Source organism: Acetobacter sp. UBA5411 (genome assembly GCF_002409645.1).
Lineage (GTDB): Bacteria > Pseudomonadota > Alphaproteobacteria > Acetobacterales > Acetobacteraceae > Acetobacter.
The window spans coordinates 289193-311478 of record NZ_DHNR01000005.1 but is presented as its reverse complement, the minus strand read 5'-3'; the positions used below and the strand labels follow the sequence as shown (position 1 = coordinate 311478).

The 22286-nt window shown below is 54.4% G+C and carries 21 protein-coding genes; 14 read left to right on the top strand and 7 right to left on the bottom strand.

Annotated elements, in window-relative coordinates; genetic code table 11:
- Positions 1–157 precede the first annotated feature (157 nt).
- Positions 158–1918, bottom strand: a complete 1761-nt coding sequence (locus B3759_RS02220) for an alginate export family protein (RefSeq protein ID WP_291363193.1) — start codon at positions 1916–1918, stop codon at positions 158–160.
- Between the two features lie 867 nt (positions 1919–2785).
- On the opposite strand from B3759_RS02220, the gene purU reads away from it, so the two are divergent.
- A complete protein-coding gene (gene purU / locus B3759_RS02215) occupies positions 2786–3664 on the top strand; it encodes a formyltetrahydrofolate deformylase (RefSeq protein ID WP_291363191.1) in 879 nt (292 codons plus the stop codon).
- A 144-nt stretch (positions 3665–3808) separates the two neighbouring features.
- On the opposite strand, the gene dctA is transcribed toward purU, so the two are convergent.
- On the bottom strand, positions 3809–5170 hold the full coding sequence (dctA, locus tag B3759_RS02210; protein WP_291363189.1) for a C4-dicarboxylate transporter DctA: 1362 nt from the start codon (positions 5168–5170) through the stop codon (positions 3809–3811).
- A 192-nt stretch (positions 5171–5362) separates the two neighbouring features.
- On the opposite strand from dctA, the gene B3759_RS02205 reads away from it, so the two are divergent.
- From B3759_RS02205 to B3759_RS02190, 4 genes are all read left to right on the top strand, one after another.
- Entirely contained in the window at positions 5363–6616 is a 1254-nt protein-coding gene (locus B3759_RS02205) for a DNA recombination protein RmuC (protein ID WP_291363188.1), read from the top strand.
- A 449-nt stretch (positions 6617–7065) separates the two neighbouring features.
- Positions 7066–7398, top strand: a complete 333-nt coding sequence (locus B3759_RS02200; RefSeq protein ID WP_291363186.1) for a hypothetical protein — start codon at positions 7066–7068, stop codon at positions 7396–7398.
- A gap of 127 nt (positions 7399–7525) precedes the next feature.
- Positions 7526–8029, top strand: coding sequence for a ferritin-like domain-containing protein (locus tag B3759_RS02195; RefSeq protein WP_291363184.1), 504 nt, complete (start codon positions 7526–7528; stop codon positions 8027–8029).
- A 364-nt stretch (positions 8030–8393) separates the two neighbouring features.
- Positions 8394–10181: a thiamine pyrophosphate-requiring protein gene (locus B3759_RS02190; RefSeq protein WP_291363182.1), complete on the top strand. Its 1788-nt coding sequence runs from the start codon at positions 8394–8396 to the stop codon at positions 10179–10181.
- A 336-nt stretch (positions 10182–10517) separates the two neighbouring features.
- Here B3759_RS02190 and B3759_RS02185 read toward each other — a convergent pair whose 3' ends face one another.
- Complete coding sequence (locus B3759_RS02185) at positions 10518–11369, bottom strand: glucose 1-dehydrogenase (protein WP_291363180.1); 852 nt, start codon at positions 11367–11369, stop codon at positions 10518–10520.
- A gap of 303 nt (positions 11370–11672) precedes the next feature.
- Here B3759_RS02185 and B3759_RS02180 point away from each other — a divergent pair, with 303 nt between their 5' ends.
- On the top strand, positions 11673–12194 hold the full coding sequence (locus B3759_RS02180) for a DUF4142 domain-containing protein (RefSeq protein ID WP_291363178.1): 522 nt from the start codon (positions 11673–11675) through the stop codon (positions 12192–12194).
- Positions 12195–12762: 568 nt separating this feature from the next.
- Here B3759_RS02180 and B3759_RS02175 read toward each other — a convergent pair.
- Entirely contained in the window at positions 12763–14409 is a 1647-nt protein-coding gene (locus B3759_RS02175) for a vitamin B12-dependent ribonucleotide reductase (protein WP_291363177.1), read from the bottom strand.
- Between the two features lie 236 nt (positions 14410–14645).
- Between B3759_RS02175 and B3759_RS02170 the strand changes: the two genes are divergently transcribed.
- The 7 genes from B3759_RS02170 (at position 14646) to B3759_RS02140 (ending at position 19596) form a co-directional block, all read left to right on the top strand.
- Positions 14646–15026, top strand: coding sequence for an NADH:ubiquinone oxidoreductase subunit NDUFA12 (locus B3759_RS02170; protein WP_291363174.1), 381 nt, complete (start codon positions 14646–14648; stop codon positions 15024–15026).
- Between the two features lie 192 nt (positions 15027–15218).
- Complete coding sequence (mlaD, locus tag B3759_RS02165; protein ID WP_291363172.1) at positions 15219–15788, top strand: outer membrane lipid asymmetry maintenance protein MlaD; 570 nt, start codon at positions 15219–15221, stop codon at positions 15786–15788.
- Positions 15788–16006 (top strand): hypothetical protein, encoded by a 219-nt coding sequence (locus B3759_RS02160; protein WP_291363259.1) that lies wholly within the window; start codon positions 15788–15790, stop codon positions 16004–16006. Before mlaD ends, B3759_RS02160 begins: the two co-directional genes overlap by 1 nt.
- Positions 16007–16026: 20 nt before the next feature.
- The gene (locus B3759_RS02155; protein WP_291363170.1) at positions 16027–16629 is read left to right on the top strand and encodes a DUF2155 domain-containing protein; all 603 of its coding nucleotides are present in this window, start codon (positions 16027–16029) and stop codon (positions 16627–16629) included.
- 253 nt (positions 16630–16882) lie between these two features.
- Positions 16883–17614 (top strand): trehalose-phosphatase, encoded by a 732-nt coding sequence (gene otsB / locus B3759_RS02150; RefSeq protein WP_291363257.1) that lies wholly within the window; start codon positions 16883–16885, stop codon positions 17612–17614.
- A gap of 2 nt (positions 17615–17616) precedes the next feature.
- The gene (locus B3759_RS02145; protein ID WP_291363168.1) at positions 17617–18978 is read left to right on the top strand and encodes an alpha,alpha-trehalose-phosphate synthase (UDP-forming); all 1362 of its coding nucleotides are present in this window, start codon (positions 17617–17619) and stop codon (positions 18976–18978) included.
- A gap of 54 nt (positions 18979–19032) precedes the next feature.
- Entirely contained in the window at positions 19033–19596 is a 564-nt protein-coding gene (locus B3759_RS02140) for a disulfide bond formation protein B (protein ID WP_291363166.1), read from the top strand.
- Here the strand turns inward: B3759_RS02140 and B3759_RS02135 are convergent.
- Entirely contained in the window at positions 19565–19732 is a 168-nt protein-coding gene (locus tag B3759_RS02135; protein ID WP_291363164.1) for a DUF1328 domain-containing protein, read from the bottom strand. The genes B3759_RS02140 and B3759_RS02135 overlap by 32 nt on opposite strands.
- Before the next feature lie 411 nt (positions 19733–20143).
- Between B3759_RS02135 and B3759_RS02130 the strand changes: the two genes are divergently transcribed.
- Entirely contained in the window at positions 20144–20923 is a 780-nt protein-coding gene (locus B3759_RS02130; RefSeq protein WP_291363162.1) for an acetoin reductase, read from the top strand.
- A gap of 27 nt (positions 20924–20950) precedes the next feature.
- Here B3759_RS02130 and B3759_RS02125 read toward each other — a convergent pair whose 3' ends face one another.
- Together B3759_RS02125 and B3759_RS02120 are read right to left on the bottom strand one after the other, a co-directional pair.
- Complete coding sequence (locus B3759_RS02125; RefSeq protein ID WP_291363160.1) at positions 20951–21325, bottom strand: YidH family protein; 375 nt, start codon at positions 21323–21325, stop codon at positions 20951–20953.
- 184 nt (positions 21326–21509) lie between these two features.
- Positions 21510–22286: AAA family ATPase (locus tag B3759_RS02120; RefSeq protein WP_291363158.1), on the bottom strand; the 777-nt coding region annotated here is incomplete at its 5' end.

Genomic DNA, 22286 nt, shown 5'->3' with positions numbered 1-22286 from the left:
CGGAGGGTGATGATGTCATTGCGGCCTGTATTCCGGAAAAAAGCGACACAAGAGTGTGGTTCAACTGGCCGGAATCGGGGAGTTCATAAAGATATCCCTCCAGCAACTCTGGGTGAGCAGCCTGTGTCGTGACGCAGGCTGCGGGTTCGATACACGATCAGAACGTTAGTTCAAGGTTGCTCTGCACGTAGGCACCGGACGAAGCGCCTGCCTTGATCATCGCCTTGCCCGCAAAGATGTATTCTCCGTCGATGCTGAGCGTGATGTGGCGGGTCGCACGCCAGGTGAAGCTGGCCTGCGGGAGGGTAGCTGTGTAACCGCCATGAGGGCGCAGGCCGTAAGCCGCCGTTCCGCTCGCGTAAATTGCGTCATTGGTGCTGTTGCGCCAGACGACCGGCACTTTCGCCAGCAGGGTTGTGTTCGGTGTGGGCGACATCGTGAGAATAGGGCCGACATCAATCAGGTTCTGGTTGCCCAGATAGGTGCTGATATCGAGGTAGTAGGCTGACGGTACGAAGGGCGACAGGTAGCTGCCCCATGAGCTTGTCTTGCTCTTGTTGTAATTACCGCCGGAGATATCGTCCGCCTGGATACCGATGGCCGGACGCCCCCACCATTTGGCGAAACGCCATGATGCCTGCGCATTGAAGGAATAGGCGCTGACAGGGCGGGACGGTCCATTGTTGGCGGCGTTGAAAGAGCCTCCCTGCCAGGCGCCGCCGGCGGAGAATTCCAGAGGACCGGCATTGCCCCAGATACGCATGCCGGGATTATCGCGGTGCGTAGAACCCGCCATCGTGCCGGTCTGCTGGGCTATTGGCGCTGAAGCCATGATAAAGCCGAAATAGTAGGTATCGACAAAGATCTGACTTTTCTTACCGAGGAACGTGAAGGACGGCACGGCGTATGACGTGTAGGCTCCGAAAAGCCGCGTCTTGTAACCGACCTGATCGCTGAACGGCACATTCTTCTGTGTCCAGTTTGTCAGCGTCAGGTCGAAAAAGTCCGCACGGAAATTCTTCCAGAAAGAATAGACGCGCACGCCGTTCCAGGAGAACGGAACCGCTGGGTAGACTGATCCGGCCGTGAAGTAGGGGGGTGCGTCAAGAAAGGTCATGCGGCCGACCATCACGCCCATGTTGGCGTTGAGAAGATGCCCCTTGACCTCGACGAAAGCCTGCTGGGCGTCGAGTTTGCTGCGCCAGCGGCCATTGGCATAGCCGTAATAGTTCGTGCCGCCGGCCTGAGCGCTCAGCAGTTCGCCATACAGACGGACGTGCTCGCCGAGATGCAGATCAGCACCGACGTTCCAGCGGAAGTTGTTACGATAGGCCGGATCTTTCTTGGTCTGTCCGAAACCTGCCCGCTGATCATAAAAATTGTGCTGACGGAAGTTGCCGCTGAAAGACAGATAGATCGATCCGCTGTCATTCAGCGGGATGTATTTCAGCGGGTCCATGAAGTCGATGCGATTCTTCTTGTCCCGCAGATTGGACCAGTCTTCCGCCCAGCGGGAGATCGCGTAGTAGCCCACGGTGCCCCAGCCTGAGGCCGCGCCGGTGTTGGAGTTGAAGATCCCCCATGGGCCCTGATGCAGCAGAGCCGGGTTTGACTGCTGTTTTGTCAGCATCAGGGTCTGCGGCTGTGCATAGTTTTCCGGACGCGATTCCAGAGGCGGCAGAAGGCTGCTGCTCCAGGGGTTCGATCTGGGGACCGGTGGTGTCACAGTTTTGGGGGTGCTGCGATATTCCTCCGGAATCTGCGCGTGGTGATTCACGTTGGCGTTTGGCGCCGTCTCAGCCATAGCGGAAACCGGCAGCATCCCGGGGAGGCCAGCCAGTGCAGTCGAAAAGATCAACTGGCCGATCAGGGAACGGGACAGTTTTCCAGAGGGGGCGATGCGATGTTTGTTTTTCATTCTTTTTGCAGCCTGACGCCGTCGAAACCCATGCTGCTCTTGCATGGCAGATAATACATACGCTGCACGCATATTTATGTTTCGTCACATCGAGAAATCGTGTGGTCATCAGGATAATTATATATGCGATATAATTATCACGATTATCCATATTTTGAATAAATAAATGGCTAATGGTTAGAGGAAGGGGCGGTCCTTTGTTAGGCCCTACTTCGGGTAAGAGAATCTCTTGTATATTCGATAGTGCAATGACGTGATGGGCACTTGTCGAAGACGCGTATGTTGCGGCGTGCCATGATGAGCGCATTTTCTTTTGTAAGATGGGGCAGGAAATGCGCGAATTTGTACAGGTCTGAAGTCTCAAACCAGACGTAAACGCACCCCGTTCCAGCAATGTTTTGATAAAATATAAAATCATCCCAAGCATGCGAAATGCTGTTTTCGCCCTCATATGTCAGGAAAAAGAAACGAAGGGGATATCGTCCGGCGTAACGGAGAGTGTTCTGAGGAGAAAAAGATAAACAACGCAGCTGCCCGACGACCGCTCGCTCCTGAAGGATGAAGCTGTGGAACGTAGTAACTGCTGATGAGCGCCTGAAGGACACTTCGAGACGGCAAATGGTACCCAAGACGGACGCTGAGCGGCAGAAGCATAATCCGGGTAGAGACGGTAGGCGCAAGGCTGTATTCGTCACTGCCCCACACCCATCATACCGTCTTAATGTTGGCAGGATATGCTCTGCCCTTTATGAGCCATGGGAGGAAATGCCTGCTGTCCCTATTGGCTTTCCAAGGCAGGCAGTGGGCCGACCAGAAGTTTTCCTGTTACGCTCAATGGTTTTTTCTTCAGAAATTGGACTTGTGTGTATGACGACGCTCTCTCCTGATGGCAAAGGCTACATTCTGACGCTGAGCTGTCCGGATCAGCCGGGCATCGTGGCCGCTCTAAGCCAGACCCTGTTTGAAGCAGGGGCGAATATCACTGAAGCGCAGCAGTTCGATGACACGGGCAGTGGCAGCTTTTTCATGCGCATCATGTTCGATGTGAGGAAAAGCGGTCACTCAGAAGCCGAAGTTCGCGAGGCTATCGAGACGGTCACAAATCGGTTCGGGATGAAATACAGGCTGAACTGTCAGTCCTATCGTCCCAAGGTCATGATCCTTATGTCGAAATTCGATCACTGTCTTGTGGACCTTCTGTATCGCTGGCGGATTGGTGAGCTGCAGATCGATCCTGTCGGGATCATCGCCAACCACCCTGAAGAGACCTACCGCGATGTCGATTTCTATGGCATCCCCTTCCATTATCTGCCGATCACGAAAGACACGAAGACCGAACAGGAAGCGCGTATTTTCTCGCTCGTTCAGGAGAGTCAGACGGAACTCGTCGTGCTGGCGCGCTATATGCAGATCCTGTCCAATGAGATGGCTGCCGCCTTCTCGGGACGCTGCATCAACATCCATCACTCGTTCCTGCCGGGATTCAAGGGCGCGCGCCCCTATCATCAGGCATGGAACCGGGGCGTAAAACTGATTGGTGCGACCGCACATTATGTAACCAGTGATCTGGATGAAGGTCCGATCATTGAGCAGGATGTGGAGCGTATCTCGCACGCTGACAGCCCGGAAGATCTGATCCGCAAGGGGCGTGATATCGAGCGCCGTGTTCTGTCACGGGCCGTGCGCTATCACATCGAGATGCGGACGATCCTGAATGGAAACAAGGCGATCGTTTTCACGTCCTGATCTGCGGGGTCTGTCTTCATCACGACATGAGAGTTGTTGTCCTTGGTATGAAAGAGCCTCCTATTCCTTCCCTGAAAGGAGGAAGGAATAGCGCTGGCTGATTAGGTGAGACGCTTCACAAACAAATCAGGATGCTCTCCTGCCTTAATGAAAACCATGGACTCCTTCGTCCGGTATTTCATCATGATCGGCTGCGGCATTGTCCAAAGCTAGTGCTTCCGGCGGAGGAAGCCTGCCTGCCAAGGCGTCCTGCAACTTGTCCATGTCCAGTGCGCCTTCCCAACGCGCTACCACAATGGTTGCGACAGCGTTGCCGACAATATTGGTCAGGGAGCGACACTCGGACATGAACTTGTCCACGCCGAGGATCAGCGCCATGCCTGCGACCGGAATGGACGGCACGACGGACAGTGTTGCGGCCAGTGTGACAAAGCCTGCGCCTGTAACACCTGCGGCTCCCTTGGAGCTGACCATGGCGACGAGCAGCAGCGCCAGCTGTTCTCCCAGAGAAAGATGCACATCCGTTGCCTGCGCCACGAACAGGGCGGCAATCGTCATGTAGATGTTGGTCCCGTCAAGATTGAAGGAATAGCCCATCGGCACGACCAGTCCGACGATGGGACGATCGCAACCTGCGGCTTCCAGCTTGGACATCAGGGTGGGGAGGGCAGATTCTGAAGAACTCGTTCCCAGCACGATCAGCAGTTCCTCGCGCAGATAGCGGAGTAGTTTGATGATCGAAAAACCGCACAGGCGCGTGACAATTCCCAGAACAAGAAGAATGAACAGAATTGAGGTGAAGTAGAATGTGGCCACCAGCCAGATCAGGCTGATGACGGAGCCAATCCCAAACTTGCCGATGGTGAACGCCATGGCTCCGAAAGCGCCGATAGGGGCTGCCAGCATGACAATGCGGACCACGCCGAAGACAAGTTCGGTGAGTTGTTTGAACAGCTTGAGAACAGGCTCGCCACGTGGTCCCATCTGCGACAGGCTGATGCCGAACACGATGGCGACGAACAGAACCTGAAGGATCTCGCCAGAGGTGAAGGCGCTGGCCGTGGTTGTCGGGATGATCTGCAGCAGGAAGTCGGAGAAGGAATGTTCCTTCGCCCGTTCGACATAAGTGCCGACGCTGGCGGCATCAAGGGAGCGCACGTCCACATGCATCGAGGCCCCGGGCTGGACAATGTTGGCGACCACCATGCCCACAATCAGCGCAAGGGTTGAGAAGAACAGGAAGTAGGTCATGGCCTTTGCGCCAATCCGTCCCGCCTTGCCGAGATTGCCCATTCCGGCAATGCCTGTTGAGACGGTCAGAAAGATGACCGGCGCAATCACCATTTTTACCAGCTTGATGAAGCCGTCGCCCAGCGGTCGCAGGGCGGCCCCCAGTCCGGGATCAAAGTAGCCAAGCAGGACACCGGCCACCACGGCCACCAGAACTTGCACATACAGGCTTTTCCAGAGTTGCCGCCGAGGGGATGGAGAAGAGGTTTCTGTCATTATCATGGTTCTTTGAGTGATCCCGTACAGGAGAATTCTTGTTGTTGTTGGTCCTGTCACAGCAGCAAGGCGGTGGATGGAATGGTTTCGATAACAGGACAAAGGCTTTGCGCCAAATTCAGCAGCACTTTCTTGTTTTGTTCTGATTTGTTAGAGGGAAGGCGTTCGATCGTTCAGAAAGCACAGTGAGTCATGATTCCAACGTCTGCGGGCTCCCCTGAAACCGGTCTGTGGATTGGGCTGCTGGTGTGCGCCTGTCTGATAATCGCTTTTCTGCTGTTCATAGTTCTGCGTTACCGTTCAACTTCTGGTGGGGAGAGTGACAGCGACCTGCTGGCGCGGCTTTATGTGCTGGTGGAGCGAGAGGCCGGAGTGCGCCGTGCCGAAGCTGAACAGCAGCGGATCAGGCTGGCGGAAACCGAACGGGCGCTGATCGGTCGTGTCGAGCAGATGCGGGCTGAACTGATGGAACGCGTGGCTCATCTGTCCGGCGCACTCGGCAAGGATCAGGCGGAGGCCCGGGCGGTGCAGTCCGAAGCGCTGAGGGAAATGGCGGAGGCGAGTGCGCTTCAGTTGAACGCCATCCGCGGTGCAGTCACGGAGCAGCTGCACGCAGCGGTTGAGCGTCAGATGCAGACATCCTTCCAGCGCGTGCTGGAGCAGTTTTCGGCCATGCAGAAAGCTATGGGCGAAGTGTCTGCAATGACGGCGCAGATTGGCGATCTCAAGCGTCTCTTTGGCAATGTCAAAACACGCGGTGGATGGGGGGAGGCGCAACTGCGTGCCATTCTGGAGGATGTGCTTCCTCCAGGTACCTTCGAGGCCAACCGTCGTCTTGGGCAGGGGCGTGAGGTCGTCGAATTTGTTGTGCGTATGCCTGTGCGGGGGTCGAATCCGCCGGTGCTCGCCATAGACAGCAAATTTCCGACAGAAGCCTATGAGCGACTGCTCGACGCCGTTGCGCAGGATGACAAGGATGCGGAACGTGGTTCTCGGCGGGCTCTGGAAAATACGGTGAAGATGGAGGCGCGCAAGATTGCTTCCAAATACATCGTGCCACCCGAAACGGTGGAGTTCGCTGTTCTTTATCTGCCGACAGATGGTCTTTATGCGGAAGTGGCCCGTGCGCCAGGACTGATTGACGAGATTGGCCGTACATACCGTGTTCTGATCATGGGGCCATCATTGATGCCTGCTCTCCTGCGTACCATTCATCTTGGCTATGTCACGCTTTCTCTTGAAGAACGCACGGACACCATTGCCCGACTGCTTGGTGCGACACGTCAGGAAATGCTGAAAATGGACGGTGTTCTCGAAAAACTGTCGCGCAACGCCCAGTCGATGAGTTCGACGATTGAGGACGCACGGCAGCGCACACGGGTTGTGGCCCGGCAGTTGCGAAGCCTCGACACGACTGACGATGGTGGAGAAGAAGTGCTGCTGTAGGAAGAGTTATTCTTTTTGAGAGTGGAGAAATATATTGGATAAAGATAATTCGAGATTTTTTCAGGATTTATAAGAAGGAATCTCTGATTAATTGTGGTTAAATAAAAGGTGTTTTTATGTGAAGTATATTAAATTAAAAATTTGAATATTTTCAATTTATTTCAAAAAAAGAAATGTAAAATTTTATAATAAATTATTGTGTATTTAGTTTATTTTATAAAAATTTATGATTTATATTGTAATTAATTTTCGTAACACATCAGATTCGGCTGTCTGTATTCTGAGGTTGATAATCAGTATGCCAAATAATCCAATCAGTCATGGGTTGGAAATTTATCGATTTCAAAACATGAATCTGTTTTGCATTTTTATTTTTAATCAGTTTATTCCTCAATATTTTGTAATTTCCCTAGAATTTTCGAAACTTCATTCAAACTAGGTGGTTTGTCATGAGGACGGTTGAATGTGCAATCGTCCCTGTATCAAAAAAGAGGAATGGAAAAATGGCAAACCAAGGTGGTAGTCACGAACAGCATGTAAAAGCTGGCGAACAAAGCCATAAAAATGCTGGTTCTTCTCATGGCGAAAAGAACGAAAGTGAACATGCTTCTGGTACGCGTGGCGGCACTCACGAACAGCACGTCAAGGCGGGCGAGCAAAGCCACAAGAATGCAGGCACATCGCATAGCGAGAAAGGGGAAGGCGAGCATGGCTCCAGCACACGGGGCGGCACGCATGAACAGCATGTCAAAGCAGGACAGCAAAGCCACAAGAAGAGCTGATTTGCTGTCAGCTAGAGGGAACATCGGCGATGTGCTGGTGTTCCCGAAAATCAAATGTTCCCATCAATTTACGCATCATCCCGCGCCAGTGAGGCTAGGGATATGTTTTTGAAAATGGAGAAAACCCATGGGCTTTTTCTCACATCCTATAAAGACTCTTGATGATCTGTTCGTGCATACACTTCAGGATATCTATTATGCTGAAAATCAGATCATAAAGAATCTGCCAACCATGGTGGACAGCGCGACAGATCCTGAATTGAAAGCGGCTTTTCAGCATCATCTGACTGAAACAGAGGAGCAAGTCCGTAGGCTGGAGCGGGTGTTCCAGATGCATGACCAGCCCGTCAAAGGGGTCACGTGTCCGGCTATGGATGGAATCCTTGCCGAAGCAAAAGACATTATCAGTGATTGTGATGATGCCGAGGTTTGTGACGCCGCCATGCTTTCAGCAGCTCAGGCCGTGGAACATTATGAAATAACCCGTTACGGCAGCCTTATTGCTTATGCCACACAACTTGGTCGCCCCGATTGTGCAGCGGTCCTGAAGCAGACACTTGAGGAAGAGAAGTCGGCAGATCAGAAGCTGACACGCATCGCTGAAAAAGGCGTGAACCTGCATGCTGTCTGAAGCTGCAGAACTTCTTCGGTTGAGCGAGAGGTTTGACCTTCCTTGACATGGAGAGAGCAGGGAAAAGTCTCTGTAATTCTTCTTTTACAAGGTGGGTCAAACGGAAATTGGATCTTTTTTGACCGAAGATCTATCCAGTGTGGTTTGTAGTCTGTATTTCAAAATAAAACGAATTCTCTGCGATGATATCGAAGTAATATTCGGTGGATGATAGTGTTCTATAGATAAAGATTAGAAAAAATCTTCCTGTAATAAGAAGGGATTGATGTTCCTTCTGTCGATACGTTGGGTGAATTTTCTCAGAAAATACGATCATACAAAGCATTTCTGGTTTTTATAAACTTCTTCCAAAAAGGAGGGCGAGATGAACGTCAGCGAATTCCTATGGAAACGTCTTCAGGAATGGGGCCTCAAGCGTGCTTACGGTTATCCTGGTGATGGTGCTGGTGGCATTGATATCGCTTTGCAGAAGGAAGTTGATGCAGGCCACATTGAATATATTCAAGTAAGACATGAAGAAATGGCGGCTTTCATGGCTACGGCTCATGCCAAGTTTACCGGGCAGGTGGGGCTGTGTTTCGCCACATCCGGACCGGGCGCAATCCATCTTCTGAACGGACTTTACGATGCTAAACTCGATCATGTCGGCGTCGTGGCGATCATGGGTCAGCAAGCGCGAACGGCAATTGGCTCGAATTATCAGCAGGAAGTCGATCTGCAATCGCTCTGCAAGGATGTGGCATGCGAATACATTGTGACAGTCACTGAACCATCACAAATGCGGCATGCCATTGATCGTGCCGTACGTATTGCCCGTGATAAACGGTCGCCTACGGTCGTCATTGTGCCCAATGATTTGCAGGAGTTGTCCTATTCCGATCCGCCGATGGAGCATGGTTCGACCCATACAGGCATCGGAACGACAATTGGCAGCAAAGTACCAGAGGACGCAGGTCTTCGCGCGGCAGCTGATATACTTAATGCAGGAAAGAAAATCGCCATCCTTGTGGGGGCCGGTGCCCTTGAGGCAACAGATGAACTACTGGAGATCGCGGAAATTCTCGGTGCTGGCATCGCCAAGGCGCTTCTGGGAAAAGCCGCGGTTCCCGATGAACTACCCTTTGTCACGGGTTCGATCGGCCTGCTGGGTACGAAGCCTTCATGGGATCTCATGAAGGGATGCGACACGTTTCTGATGGTCGGATCATCGTTTCCCTACAGCGAATTTCTGCCGAAACCGGGACAGGCGCGTGGTGTGCAGATCGACATCAATGGAGCCAACCTGTCACTGCGTTACCCCATGGAAATCAATCTTCAGGGCGATAGCGCGGCAACCCTGCGCGCCCTGATCCCGCTGCTTCACCGCAACGAGGACCGGTCGTGGCGCGTACAGATCGAGAAAGAAGTCGCCGATTGGTGGAAGGTTCTGGAAGCACGCGCCATGACCAGCGCCCAGCCTCTCAACCCTCAGCGTGTATTCTGGGAACTTTCGCCACGCTTGCCCGAGAACGCCATCATCACTGCTGACTCTGGTTCCGTCGCCAACTGGTACGCGCGTGATCTCAAAATGCGCCGTGGAATGAAAGCCTCCCTGTCGGGTGGACTGGCGTCGCTCGGAGCAGGAACACCTTACGCGATGGCAGGGAAGATGGCTTATCCTGAGCGTACCGTCATTGCGTGTATGGGTGACGGCGCCATGCAGATGAACGGCCTGAATGTCATGATTACAATTTCCAAATACTGGAAACAGTGGTCGAATCCGAAACTGATTGTTCTTGTTTTGAATAATCAGGATCTCAGTCAGGTGACATGGGAAGAACGTATTCAGCTTGGCAAGGGAAAGACGGAATCTACACAATCCATTCCGGATTTTCCCTATCACAAATATGCCGAACTGCTGGGACTAAAGGGTATCTATGTTGATGATCCCGAAAAAGTAGCTGCCGCGTGGGACGAAGTTCTGACTGCCGACCGTCCGGTCATTCTTGAAGCGCGTACAGATCCCAACGTGCCGCCGCTGCCTCCGCATATTACTTTGCAGCAGGCAAAAGCATTCCTGTCTTCTTTACCGACGGAACCTGAGCGTGCCAGTGTCATCATGGGATCGGCAAAGGAAATGCTTGCTTCCATTCTGCCTTCACACAAATCGTGATCTCTTCGGATATATATGTAAACAGAGTGACTGAATAAGGAGTTATCTGGTTCAACATAGTCTGAAGAGAAGCGTTGGAAACGGACGTTAGTGTGTGATCTGTGATATGGACGAAGCGATATTACGACCAACGTGATGTGTTTTTTAACTCATGGTAGGGTTTCTTGGGATGTATTGGGTAAAAGATATTTTTGAATGATGAGGATGAGAATTTCAGGAAGGCAGATAATGACACGGTTGTTGTCTATAGAATTATATTTAAAAAAATCACAGGGCCTGTGATGGCCCCGTGAAGCAATGGTTTCTATAAATTTCACCTGTTGAGAGGCTCTACTGTCAGAGCATTGATCTGCCTCCGGTTACAGGAATTACTGCTCCGGTCGTATAACTGCTCTCATCTGAAGCAAACAGCACGTATGCGGCTGCCAGTTCTGCTGGTTGAGCTGCTCGGCCCATAGGGGTGTTTTTACCAAATTCAGTAATGGCTTCTTCCGGAATTGTAGACGGAATGAGAGGTGTCCAGACAGGGCCTGGTGCAACAGCATTAACGCGGATATTGCGTTCAGCCAGCATTTGAGCAAGACCAGCCGTAAAATTGGAAATAGCTGCCTTTGTGGCCGCATAAGCAGGCAGATGAGGAGATGGCTGAGCGGCGTTAATGGAACTCGTATTAATAATTGAGGCCCCACTTTGCAGGTGCGGCAATGCCGCCTGACACAAAAAGAACATACTATAAAAATTAGTGCGAAATGTTGTGTCGAGTTCTTTCTCATCTATTTCGGAAATATTATTCACGGATTTCTGGTGAGCGGCATTGTTGACAAGAATGTCCAGCCGTCCAAATTCATCGATTGTTTTTTGTATTATCTCATTGCAATGGGATTGTTGCTGGATATCACCCGGAATGAGGAGGGCACGACGACCTGCCTGTTGAACCCAATCAGCTGTCGTCTTTGCATCTTTGTCTTCTGTATAATAAGCAATTGCAATGTCAGCACCTTCGCGAGCAAAGGCGATCGCGACAGCTCGACCTATTCCTGAATCAGCGCCAGTTATCAAAGCGACTTTGCCCGAAAGCTTGTTTGAACCTCGGTAACTTTCCTCTCCGTGATCGGGAGTTGGATTCATTTTTTGTGTGTCACCCGGAACAGATTGCTTCTGGGGTGGGAATTTTTCTTCATTTGGCATGGAATTTTCTCCTTGAGGGTATAGTTCCAAAGACCATCAAGAAAGAAAGTTTCTCGATGCAGAAAAAATGCTTTGTATCGGATTTATTGAGGCGGAAATGCGCAACTTTCAGATGAACATATCGTTCAGAATTTTACTCTCTTAGCCGTCTATCACCCATAAGTTTTGTTTTTCGCCCTGTAGAAAACGAAGCTTATGGGAAACTGTAAAATCTGGAAAATATAGTCAAAGGCGATCGTATGATTGAGGCTTTATTTCCAGGATTGTCTAAATAAGCATCACGGTTTGAAAAAGGAAACTCCTATGAAAATATCGTATTTGTTCGCTATAGCGTTGTGTTTTTCTACGCCCGCTTTGGCACAGTCACTTCCGGAGAAAACGGGTCTGAACTCCATGATGGGAGTTGCTCCCAAAACGGATGATTTCATTCAGAGTGTTGCCTGGAGTGATCTTTTTGAGATTCAGTCCAGTCAGATGGCTTTGTCAAATGCCTCTCTTAAAGCATTTGCATCAAGAATGATCGCAGATCATCAGAAAACATCATCTGAACTGAAGCAGATTGTTGGTGAGAACAGTAAGGGAAGTATCCTTCCGACTTCTATTGATGACACACACAAGACAAAACTGGACACATTGAACGGTCTTCATGGCGATAGTTTTGTAAGGCAGTATCGTATGGATCAGATTTCTGCTCATGAGAACGCGCTGTCGCTTTTCAAACGATACGCGAAAAGCGGTGAAAATGAAGCATTGAAAAAATGGGCTGGGGATACGATACCTGCTCTTGAGGAACATTTGAAAATGGCGAAAGCACTTCCGGAATAACTACGAATTTAACCGCTGGTTGGATTTAATACGAAACAGCCACCTGACCGTTAAACGGTCAGGTGGCTTTATGTGCGATTCTTCTTTGATGGAAACGCGCTCTGATGCTTCGTTTTGCAGGTGGGCATCTGATCCGGTTGCTGACATAGAGCCTGCTTCAAACGAACTTTTTCCGTCTCTTCCGACAGACCGTCAGTAAAACATCGGTGGCCTTGAAGTCGCTACCTGTGATCAGATGTTGCTGAACTGGTTAGCCCTGAGCGCTATATACGACATACCGCTTTCAGTTCAGCCCGCTCTTTGTGCACTCGATGTGGCAGGAAAAGCCCTCTTTTGGGTAAAGAGGCGTCTGCCCGGCGCGTCTTTTCGGCTGAAGACCGTTACCGATCACGTAAACAATTCCGCTCAGAACACGACGGTCATCCACGTGCGGAACTGGGTGCGTCAGAGACAAAACGGCTTAATCCGTTCCATCAGGCTTTCAGACAGCAGAAACATTTACGTTCACCGCTTGATCTTCATCGATCAAGCGGTGAATTGTCATTCTTCTCTCAAGTGGATTTTGAACCTAACTGACCAGTCGCAATCCACGCCGTCCACCCGGCGTTGAAGGTTTGGGTGTCTCTCCGCTTTTGAAGTCGAACGGCAGAAGCGGTGAATTACCCTGATTGTCATCCTCGTGCGGCGCGTCGGGCAGACGCTGTTGCAGATACAGATTGGACAGGGCGCGGAACGCATAATCCAGAATCGACGTGGCGTAGGATGTGACCGGATCGCCCTCGACAGTGCCTGCGGGACCGAAGGATGAGTAGGCGAACCGCTCGACGAAATCCTCCAGCGGCGCGCCATATTGCAGACCGATGCTCACGGCCTGACTGAAGCTCTCCATCAGACCACGCACCATCGCGCTTTCGCGGGCCGGTGTCAGGGCAATCTCGCCAAGCGTGCCGTCTTCATATTCAGCCGTTCGCAGGAAGAAGCGATGACCGCCGACGGAAGCTTTCTGGGCGATGCCGGTATGACGCTCGGGAAGCGGCTGCAACGTGCCGCGTGGCAGGATGCGGGGCGGCGGCGCCATCGTCGGATCAGGACGGGCCGGAACGCGGTCCACAAATCCGGCGAGGGCGCGATACATCCGCATATGCGCGTCGGTCGTCGGCAGAAGCAGCGGACTTTCACCTGCGAGAGAAGCGGCGAGGGCCGTTTCCACCGACAGGCCCCGTGCAGCCAGTCGATTGAGCGTGCTTGCGGCAAGCTGTCCATCAGGTCCAAGCGGGGAAAAGATGGGGGCGAGGCCACAGGCTTCGCAACCGAGCAGCGCATCGACAGGACCGGGTGAGGAAAAGCCGGTTTCAATGCGGGCTTCCGGTGCTTCAGTATCCACAGCGGCCCGCGACCAGGCATCCCGGATTGCAGCGGACAGGCCCGGCAGGACATGGCGATGCGGCATGAGAGGGAGGTGGTCGCACCCTGTGCCCTCACGGGAAACAAGTGTCGTCAGTGCGACGATCGAACATGCGGCGTCACGCCCATCATCACTGTCATAATCCAGTCCAAGCGCGGCGAGGCAGGCGTCCAGATTGGTCAACAGGATTTCACCCACAATCGGAAGCGGTGCATCCGGAAGCAGATTGCCCGTCATGTCGGCTTCTGCTGGGGCGGACTCTGTCGTCTGTGAAGCGACAGGCAGATCAAACAGCGTCGGCTCGGAAGGCATTGCCTCGTCGAGCGGCAGTTCGCCGTTCCGTCGCGCTGCCTTGACGCGGGCATCCGTGCGCAGAACGAGGCATAGCAGACGAAGCGCCGCAACAAACGTCTCGGCGGCAAAGTCTTCGCCCGGCAGGACAAAGGCGGCGAGGTTGAGCACAAATCCGGGCCGTCTGTCGGAAGCCCCATGCCAGACGGCAAGCGTCGGCGCGGCCTGTCTCAGGATCAGGAGCCATGCGAGCGAGCGCCCGCTGATGATCTCGCCGCGTGATGGCGCTGCGCTCTGTCCATCCGGTTGCGGCGCACCGGATGTAAAGGAGTCGATCCAGCGTGCGGATTCTCGCGGCAGGGAAACCGCACCGATTCCGGTAACGATTTCTGCGAGTGCGGAGGCGGCCTCGTCATCCCAGTCGGCGGGCAGCGTAATGGCGCGTGCCGGAGCATCAGGGTCGGCGGAGGCCATGACGGTGCGCATTTCGACACCGTTCCAGAAATGATGAGCGTTCATGCCGGAAGCTTATCGTTCCGCAAGAGGCGGGCGGAAGCGGGGCAGGCTGAGGATAAGGGGGGGATAATGGTCGGAATAGCGAGGATATGGGGGATAACTTTCAGCAGGCCCGAAACAGGGCTGAAATTACTCTTCTGACCGGCATGGCGATGCTTTCTGTGCGCTCCGGAAGGAGTACTGCGTAACGTGAACGAGAGCAGGCGTGTGGGCAGTGGACGGCGGCGGTTCGACTCCTTATGGTCTTCTTCATGGCAACGCTCGGCACCCTTCTTCATACCCGCCTGCATGGACGTTTTGTGGGCAAGGACAACGATGGTCGCGCCTATTACGAGTCGCGGCGACCCACCCGGAAGACGGGCGGGGGCGAGCGCTATGAGCGCTGGGTCATCTACAAGAAGGGCGAGGATGCGTCCGCCGTGCCGCCTGAATGGTGGGGCTGGCTGCATTACATGGAAGATCAGCCGATCCCCATGGAGACCCGCAAGCCCTGGCAGTTGCCATATGAGCCGAACAAGACCGGTACGGCTGAGGCTTATCGTCCACCCGGCAGCGCCTACAAGGGTGGTCACCGTCCGTCTGCGACTGGCGATTATGATGCCTGGACACCGGAAAGCTGAGCCTTTACGGCATTGAATGAGGCTGAAAGGCGCGGCGAGGGTGAAAACCCTTACGCGCTTTTTTCATATGGTCTGAACAGACGAATGCGTCGCTATGGGCACATTCTTGCCAGAGAGTTGCGCTATCGGGCTTGTCAGACTTCATCGTTCCAGACGACAAGAACGAATGATCACAAAGACGCGTGAGAACCCATGAGTTCTGTTTCGACCACTTCCCAGCCGGCGACGGCGGCGTTGCCGCCTCTGCGTAATTCACGTCCGACCGTAGAGCTCGTGGCGGGTTTTGCTGTGATCGTCGTATTCGTGCTTCTGCTGGGGCTCGCCGTGGTCAGCAGCGGTCGCAAGACGGATGCGGGCTACCAGCTCAAGGCCGGTTTCTCTCATATTGATGGTCTCGACATCGGCTCCGATGTGAAGCTGGCTGGGATCCCCATCGGTCATGTTGCGTCCGCAGGCGTGGATCCGAAGACTTTTCAGGCGAAGGTTGTGTTCACGGTCCGCCCGGACGTGCAGTTGCCAGTGGATAGCGCTGCCATCATCACAAGCGACAGTCTGCTTGGCGGTAAATACATCGCCATTTCACCCGGCGGTGACACGAAGATGCTCAAGGCGGGCGGTGAGATCAGCGAGACGCAGGGGGCGATCAGTCTGGAGCAGTTGCTCAGCAAGTTCATTTTCTCTGTGACGGATACGCTGACGCAGGCCAATCAGGCGAAAGCGAAGCAGGGAATGGACGCGCCAAAGGGCGAGGCCCAGCCGTGATGGAGACGCCTGCGCTCTGGCCCCAGCCGGATGGAACGCCGGTTTCCTGCACGGAAAAATTGCTGGTTCTGCGTCAGAACTGGGAAGAGTTGCAGGGCGTGATGCAGGACGCGTTTGAAGATGCCGTACTGATGGGTGTGGATGAGGCCGAAATGAAAAAGATGCTGACGTCTCTTGTGGCGTCTCTCTCCAGTCCACGAAGCAAGTCTTCAGTATGACAGACGGGGTAGGAACAAAGATGCTGTTACGGTCTGCTCAAGCGTGTCTGGGGCTGGCCTCCGTTCTGATTGGTGCTGGTTCGGCTCTCGCAGCGGAGCCGCTGGCGCCTCCTGCCATGTATCCGCCCAACACATGGCAGGGGAAAAGCACGGCCGTTGTTCGGGTGCTCAATCGTCTTGATTCTCGTGTTGAAACCATCAAGGTTCCTGTCGGCGGAACGTCTCAGTATGAGACGCTCGCCATCGGCGTGACGCGGTGCCTGCTGCATGCTCCGACAGCGCGTCAGGATGCGGCGGCGTGGCTCGATATTCAGGATCGACGAGCTGAGGGAGCGGTTTTTCACGGCTGGATGCTGGCCGCTGAACCATCGCTGGGGATTCTCGAAAGCCCGATCTATGATGTGCATGTCGTGACCTGTGAAGGAAACGACGTTCAGCCCATGTTGCCCGTGCTGGAGCGTCCGCCGGTTCCGCCTTTACCTGGAAGAAAGCCTGATGGTTCACAATCCGGTCAGGAGCAGGATGAAAATGGTGGGAATGCTGCCCCGCAGAATCTGGATGTGACGCCTTCTTCTTCCGGCTCTCAGGCAGATCATGGTGCAACGGAGGGCGATCAACCCTGAAGTTGCCCCGACCGGGATGCGGGGCAGGAACCCCGGTCGGTCTATGGTAATGCCGGGGAAGCTGTGGTGAAACTGAGCACTCTACGCAGCAGGTAGCGGCTCCATCAGTATAACGACCTGTATGCGCTGCTCTCCGGGATAAGCCGGGCAGATGCAGGCTGAAACAGGTGAGCAGGGAAGGCATTTTGTCGTGAGTTCTTCGGACAAGACTTCGGCTCCTCAGGGTCCCACCATTACCCTGACGCGGAATCACATGCCTCTGGGGCAGGTGGCGTTTCTGCTGGATTTTGACGGCACGCTTGTCGACATTGCTCCCACGCCTGAGTCTGTGGTTGTGCCGCCGGGTCTGAAGGAAACGCTGCTTGCCCTGAGAGAAGCGACCGGTGATGCGCTGGCGGTCATATCCGGGCGGTCCATTGATCAGATTGACGCTTTTCTCGGAGATGTGCCTTTCGCCGTCGCTGGAGAGCACGGCATTGCCATTCGTCATCGTCCCGGCGGCCCCATTGAGCGGGCAGCGCTTCCCTCCGTTCCCAGCCAGTGGGTGATCGAGGCGCAGGAGTTGGTTGCGTCTTTGCCGGGCACGCGGCTGGAACGAAAGGTCGGCGGTTTCGTTCTGCATTACAGGGGAGCGCCGGAAGCAGAAGGGCAGCTCCGTAAGGCAGCGGAGGCATGGGTGAAGGACGAGGGCGGCAAATTCCATATTCAGGCGGCAAAAATGGCATGGGAAATTCGCCCAGCCGGGGTCGACAAAGGCTACGCAGTCGAACTGCTTATGGAAAATGCGCCGTTCGCAGGTCGCAGACCGGTATTTGTCGGAGACGATGTGACTGATGAGGACGCTATTCGGGCCGCAGTCCGTCTGGGCGGAGTTGGATTCCGTATCCCTGTGGATTTCCCTACGCCCGGGGTTTTCCGAAGCTGGCTGGCGTCTCTGGTGCCCTCTCGGGACGAAGACCGGCCTGCTGCGGGTAACGGAGCATAACGATGGGGCGTCTTGTTATCGTTTCCAATCGCGTGCCGGATCCTCGGGAGAGGAACAAGCCGGCGGGTGGTCTGGCGGTTGGTCTGGCTGATGCCCTGCGTGAAGACCAGAGTACATTGTGGTTCGGCTGGTCTGGTCGGCAGGTGGTGGCGTCAGATGTGGACCCAGTGCCGGCTCTGGATACGCATGGAACGGTAACCTACGCGACCATTCCCCTGACTCACGCGCAGCATCGCGGCTATTATCAGCGTTTTTCAAACGCCATTCTCTGGCCACTCTGCCATTACCGGCTTGGCCTGATGGATTACGCGCGGGCCGACTGGCAGCAGTATCTTGAGGTGAACCGGATGTTTGCCCGGGTGCTCGCCCCTCTGCTGAAGCCCGACGATATCATCTGGGTGCATGATTATCATCTTTTCCCGCTGGCGCAGGCGTTACGGGAATTGGGAGTCACCGTGCCCATCGGGTTCTTCCTGCATATCCCCTTTCCGCCCTGGAGCCTGTTCCGCGCCCTGCCGCCTGCGACCGCGCTTCTGGACGATATGAAGGCCTATGATCTCATCGGCGTTCAGACGGAAGAAGACGCCCAGAACCTCTGGGAATGTCTGCGTGTCGAAGGGATGACCGACCCTTCCCGAGTTGTGGCCTGTCCCATCGGTATCGACCCGGTTTCCTTCAGCGAAGAGGCGCGGGATGCTTTCGATGGACCTGAAGTGCGTCGACTCAGGGAAAGCCTTCACGATGAGCCTTTGATTATCGGTGTGGACCGGCTGGATTATTCCAAGGGGCTTGAAGAGCGCTTTCTTGGATATGAAAAGCTGCTGATCCGCTACCCGGAGCATCATCGTCATGTGACCTATCTTCAGGTCGCACCGGTTTCCCGTGGTGAGGTCGAGGAATATCGTCTGTTGCGTCGTCAGCTGGACGAAACCATCGGGCGGATCAACGGCGCTTTTGCCGCCTATGACTGGACGCCAATCCGTTATCTGACACGCCCGATTGCGCGCCAGACGCTGGCGGGGTTCTATCGTCTTGCCGATGTGGCTCTTGTCACGCCGTTACGGGACGGGATGAATCTGGTCGCCAAGGAATATGTGGCTGCGCAGAATCCGGACAATCCCGGTGCTCTTGTCCTGTCGCATCTGGCTGGAGCCGCGCCTGAACTGGATGAAGCGCTGCTGGTCAATCCTCATGATTCAGATGCTATTGCGGATGCCCTGCATCTGGCGCTGACCATGAAAAAGGAAGAGCGCAGGCGTCGCTGGAATATCCTGAACAATGAAATCAGGAATACGACAGCGGGTTCCTGGGCGCGGGATTTCCTGAAAGCCCTGAATCGCACCAGAAAGACCGGCACCGGGTGAAATTCCTATGGGAGGCTGCTATACGCACGTTTCCCGAAAACACATGACCTTCATGTGGAACAGAAAGCTTGGCGCATGGTGCTGATGCCACGACGCAGAATTTTCAATAAACAGACGCCCGGAACTGTCCGCCTGCCCAATCTCCTGCTGATTTTTGCAGGGGTTGTGGCAATGCTTTTCGTGTGGTGGGTGCAGGACGGGCTGGGCATAGCGCCTTGTCCGCTCTGTCTGTGGGAACGCTGGCCGTGGCGTGCGCTGGTGGTGATTGGAGCGGTGGGTCTGCTCGTGCCCAGACGCTGGGCCAGAACCGTGGCGTGGTTCGGCGTGCCGGCGTTACTTGTCGATCTTATTCTTGTCGGAGTTCATGCCGGTGTTGAATGGCGTTTCTGGAAGAGTCCGCTTCCGGAATGTCTGTCACCGCATCTGACAGGTGCGACAATGGCCGAGCGGCTGGCTTCCATGCCGTTACGGCCTTCCAAGCCGTGTGACTTGCCGACCTATCTTTTTAACGGGCTGCCGATCTCCCTGACCGTGATGGAGGGAGTGGCAGCCCTTGCAGTTTTCGTTCTTCTGATCGCCGGTTTACTCAGGCCCTTCGGCGGCCAAACAAGAGGCTGATGACGAACAGGACGATAAAGATGAAGAACAGGATCTTGCCGATATAGGCAAAGTTCGCGGCTATACCGGAAAAACCGAACACAGCTGCGATCAGGGCGAAGACCAGAAAGATCAGGGTCCAGCGTAAAAGGTCCATGGGAAATACTCCGTTCTGTTAATCTCTGAACGCAAAGCGGAACGGAAAAGTTTCTCAGGTTTGAAGGAAAGCGCTTCAGGGCCTGATGATCTCATGGTGAATCAGGTGATGTTAGCGGGTGTGTTCTTTCTACGGCCTCATACAGCAAACGCTCATGGGGCGTGCGCAAAAGGTCTGGTGCTGACCCATTCCGAAACCATTCCGGATTGATCCTGTGAATTGCTTCTGACCAACTCTCCGCTGATTGAAGTCCAGTATGTTTTCCGCTGACCTGTCGCGCTTATGCGACAGAATGGACAAGGTGTTGTCACGAAGATGAGAGGTTGAAACTGCGTCTTTAGTCATCGGAGATGCAGGCGTGATGTGCTCCCGTGTCACGGCCAAAGCCGATGTCCAGAGAGGAAGTTCAGCATGACAGCATCACAAAAAGTCGCACTGGTGACTGGGGCGGCGCAGGGAATTGGTCGGGGCATTGCCCTGCGATTGGTGCGTGACGGATTTGCCGTCGCTCTGGTCGACATCAAACGGGAAGCGCTGGATGGAGTGGCGCAGGAGATTCACGCACAAGGAGGAACCTGCACCACTTTCAGCGCGGATATCGGAGACCGGGAGCAGGTTCGGGCCGCCGTGGAACATGCTGATCAGACGCTGGGCGGTTTTGATGTCATGATCAATAACGCTGGCATTGCACAGGTCAAATCGATCGCCGCTGTCACGCCGGAAGATGTCGAGCGGATTTATCGCATCAATGTTCAGGGTGTCCTGTGGGGCATTCAGGCGGCGGCAGAGCGGTTCATGATGCGGCAGCAGAAAGGAAAGGTCATCAACGCCTGTTCGATCGCCGGTCATGAGGCTTACGCGTTGCTGGGACTCTATTCCTCGACGAAGTTCGCCGTGCGGGGGCTGACCCAGGCAGCGGCCAAGGAATATGCCAGCAAGGGGATCACAGTGAATGCCTATTGCCCCGGCATTGTGGGAACCGACATGTGGGTCGAAATCGACAGTCTTTTTGCCGAACTCACAGGGGCTGAGAAAGGAGCAACCTTCAATAAATATGTTGAAGGTATCGCTCTTGGCCGCCCCGAGACACCTGACGATGTCGCTGCACTCGTATCCTATTTCGCGGGATCGGATTCCGATTACATGACAGGGCAGGCAGTTCTGATCGATGGAGGCATGGTCTACCGATGATCGCGTTTTGGAAACGCGATGCTGCCGTCAGCCTGTAACAGCAGGCAGCAGCACAGCAAACACGGCCAGACAGAGGGCGATCAGGACAATGGTCAGGATGCCCTCGACCTTCGCCAGAGCAATATCCATGGTTTTCGTTTCATTCAGCGCCGTTCTCACCTTGCAGAACCGCCAGTAAGAAACCGGAATCAGCAGAATGCCGGTCAGCACAGTAAGAATGCCTACCTGCGAGGTGGACGCGAAAGACTGATGGGCAGGCATGGCATGCTGGACTGCCAGAAGACGCAGGAACAGATCGAATTTTGCGAGAACGCAACCGAAAGCGACCAGCGCCAGAGCCGTTCGTATCCACGCAAGAAAGGTGCGTTCGTTCGCGGCGTGATCCGTATAGCGTTCGATCATGAGAAGAGGTTCCTGTCGCGCCGATGAAGGAGGCCGGTTTCTCAGACTGCGGACAAAGACGCAAGAGACCGATCAGCGATCCTGCTCCTGAACGTAGCAGTTTCATTGCGATCTGTAGTTTCCCCAAAAAGAAAAAGGCCCCCGAAACCGGGAGCCTCTTTCATGACGTCATTTACCTGATCGATCAGGCGAGAACAGTTGCCGCCTCGCGACCGTTGATGATCAGACCATCGCCATTGGCCGAGACCTTGACCTCTTCGCCGTCGTGAATCGCGCCTTCGAGCAGAAGCTCTGCAAGCGGGTTCTGCAGGCTGCGCTGCACAACTCTCTTGAGCGGACGGGCGCCGTAGACCGGATCGTAGCCTTCGTTGGCCAGCCACTGATGGGCCAGATCGTCCAGCTTGATCACGATGTTCCGGTCGGTCAGCAGCGACTGGAGACGGGCGATCTGGATATCCACGATCCGCGCCATGTCCTTCTTCTGCAACCGCGAGAACAGCACGATCTCGTCCAGACGGTTGAGGAACTCGGGACGGAAGTGCGCACGGACGACTTCCATGACCTGAGCCTGTACCATGTCGGTGGTTTCGCCATCCGGCTGGTTGGCCAGAACGTCGGAACCAAGGTTACTGGTCAGCACGATCAGCGTGTTGCGGAAGTCCACCGTACGGCCCTGACCATCGGTCAGACGACCATCATCAAGCACCTGAAGCAGGATGTTGAAGACGTCCGGATGAGCCTTCTCCACCTCGTCGAACAGGATGACCTGATAGGGCCGACGCCGCACGGCCTCGGTCAGCACACCGCCTTCTTCGTAGCCGACATAACCCGGAGGCGCGCCGACCAGACGGGCCACGGAGTGCTTCTCCATGAACTCGCTCATGTCGATACGGAGCAGGGCCTTTTCGTCGTCGAACAGGAATTCGGCGAGCGCCTTGGTCAGCTCGGTCTTGCCGACGCC

Excerpts from the sequence above, each read along its gene's own strand:
- B3759_RS02175 (WP_291363177.1), bottom strand. The coding sequence starts at position 14,409 with ATGAACGCTCATCATTTCTGGAACGGTGTCGAAATGCGCACCGTCATG.
- B3759_RS02135 (WP_291363164.1), bottom strand. The coding sequence starts at position 19,732 with ATGGACCTTTTACGCTGGACCCTGATCTTTCTGGTCTTCGCCCTGATC.
- B3759_RS02130 (WP_291363162.1), top strand. The coding sequence starts at position 20,144 with ATGACAGCATCACAAAAAGTCGCACTGGTGACTGGGGCGGCGCAGGGA.
- mlaD (WP_291363172.1), top strand. The coding sequence starts at position 15,219 with ATGAGTTCTGTTTCGACCACTTCCCAGCCGGCGACGGCGGCGTTGCCG.
- B3759_RS02170 (WP_291363174.1), top strand. The coding sequence starts at position 14,646 with ATGGTCTTCTTCATGGCAACGCTCGGCACCCTTCTTCATACCCGCCTG.
- otsB (WP_291363257.1), top strand. The coding sequence starts at position 16,883 with ATGCCTCTGGGGCAGGTGGCGTTTCTGCTGGATTTTGACGGCACGCTT.
- B3759_RS02205 (WP_291363188.1), top strand. The coding sequence starts at position 5,363 with ATGATTCCAACGTCTGCGGGCTCCCCTGAAACCGGTCTGTGGATTGGG.
- B3759_RS02180 (WP_291363178.1), top strand. The coding sequence starts at position 11,673 with ATGAAAATATCGTATTTGTTCGCTATAGCGTTGTGTTTTTCTACGCCC.
- B3759_RS02145 (WP_291363168.1), top strand. The coding sequence starts at position 17,617 with ATGGGGCGTCTTGTTATCGTTTCCAATCGCGTGCCGGATCCTCGGGAG.
- B3759_RS02220 (WP_291363193.1), bottom strand. The coding sequence starts at position 1,918 with ATGAAAAACAAACATCGCATCGCCCCCTCTGGAAAACTGTCCCGTTCC.
- B3759_RS02185 (WP_291363180.1), bottom strand. The coding sequence starts at position 11,369 with ATGCCAAATGAAGAAAAATTCCCACCCCAGAAGCAATCTGTTCCGGGT.
- B3759_RS02200 (WP_291363186.1), top strand. The coding sequence starts at position 7,066 with ATGAGGACGGTTGAATGTGCAATCGTCCCTGTATCAAAAAAGAGGAAT.
- B3759_RS02125 (WP_291363160.1), bottom strand. The coding sequence starts at position 21,325 with ATGATCGAACGCTATACGGATCACGCCGCGAACGAACGCACCTTTCTT.
- dctA (WP_291363189.1), bottom strand. The coding sequence starts at position 5,170 with ATGACAGAAACCTCTTCTCCATCCCCTCGGCGGCAACTCTGGAAAAGC.
- B3759_RS02155 (WP_291363170.1), top strand. The coding sequence starts at position 16,027 with ATGCTGTTACGGTCTGCTCAAGCGTGTCTGGGGCTGGCCTCCGTTCTG.
- B3759_RS02195 (WP_291363184.1), top strand. The coding sequence starts at position 7,526 with ATGGGCTTTTTCTCACATCCTATAAAGACTCTTGATGATCTGTTCGTG.
- purU (WP_291363191.1), top strand. The coding sequence starts at position 2,786 with ATGACGACGCTCTCTCCTGATGGCAAAGGCTACATTCTGACGCTGAGC.
- B3759_RS02160 (WP_291363259.1), top strand. The coding sequence starts at position 15,788 with ATGGAGACGCCTGCGCTCTGGCCCCAGCCGGATGGAACGCCGGTTTCC.
- B3759_RS02190 (WP_291363182.1), top strand. The coding sequence starts at position 8,394 with ATGAACGTCAGCGAATTCCTATGGAAACGTCTTCAGGAATGGGGCCTC.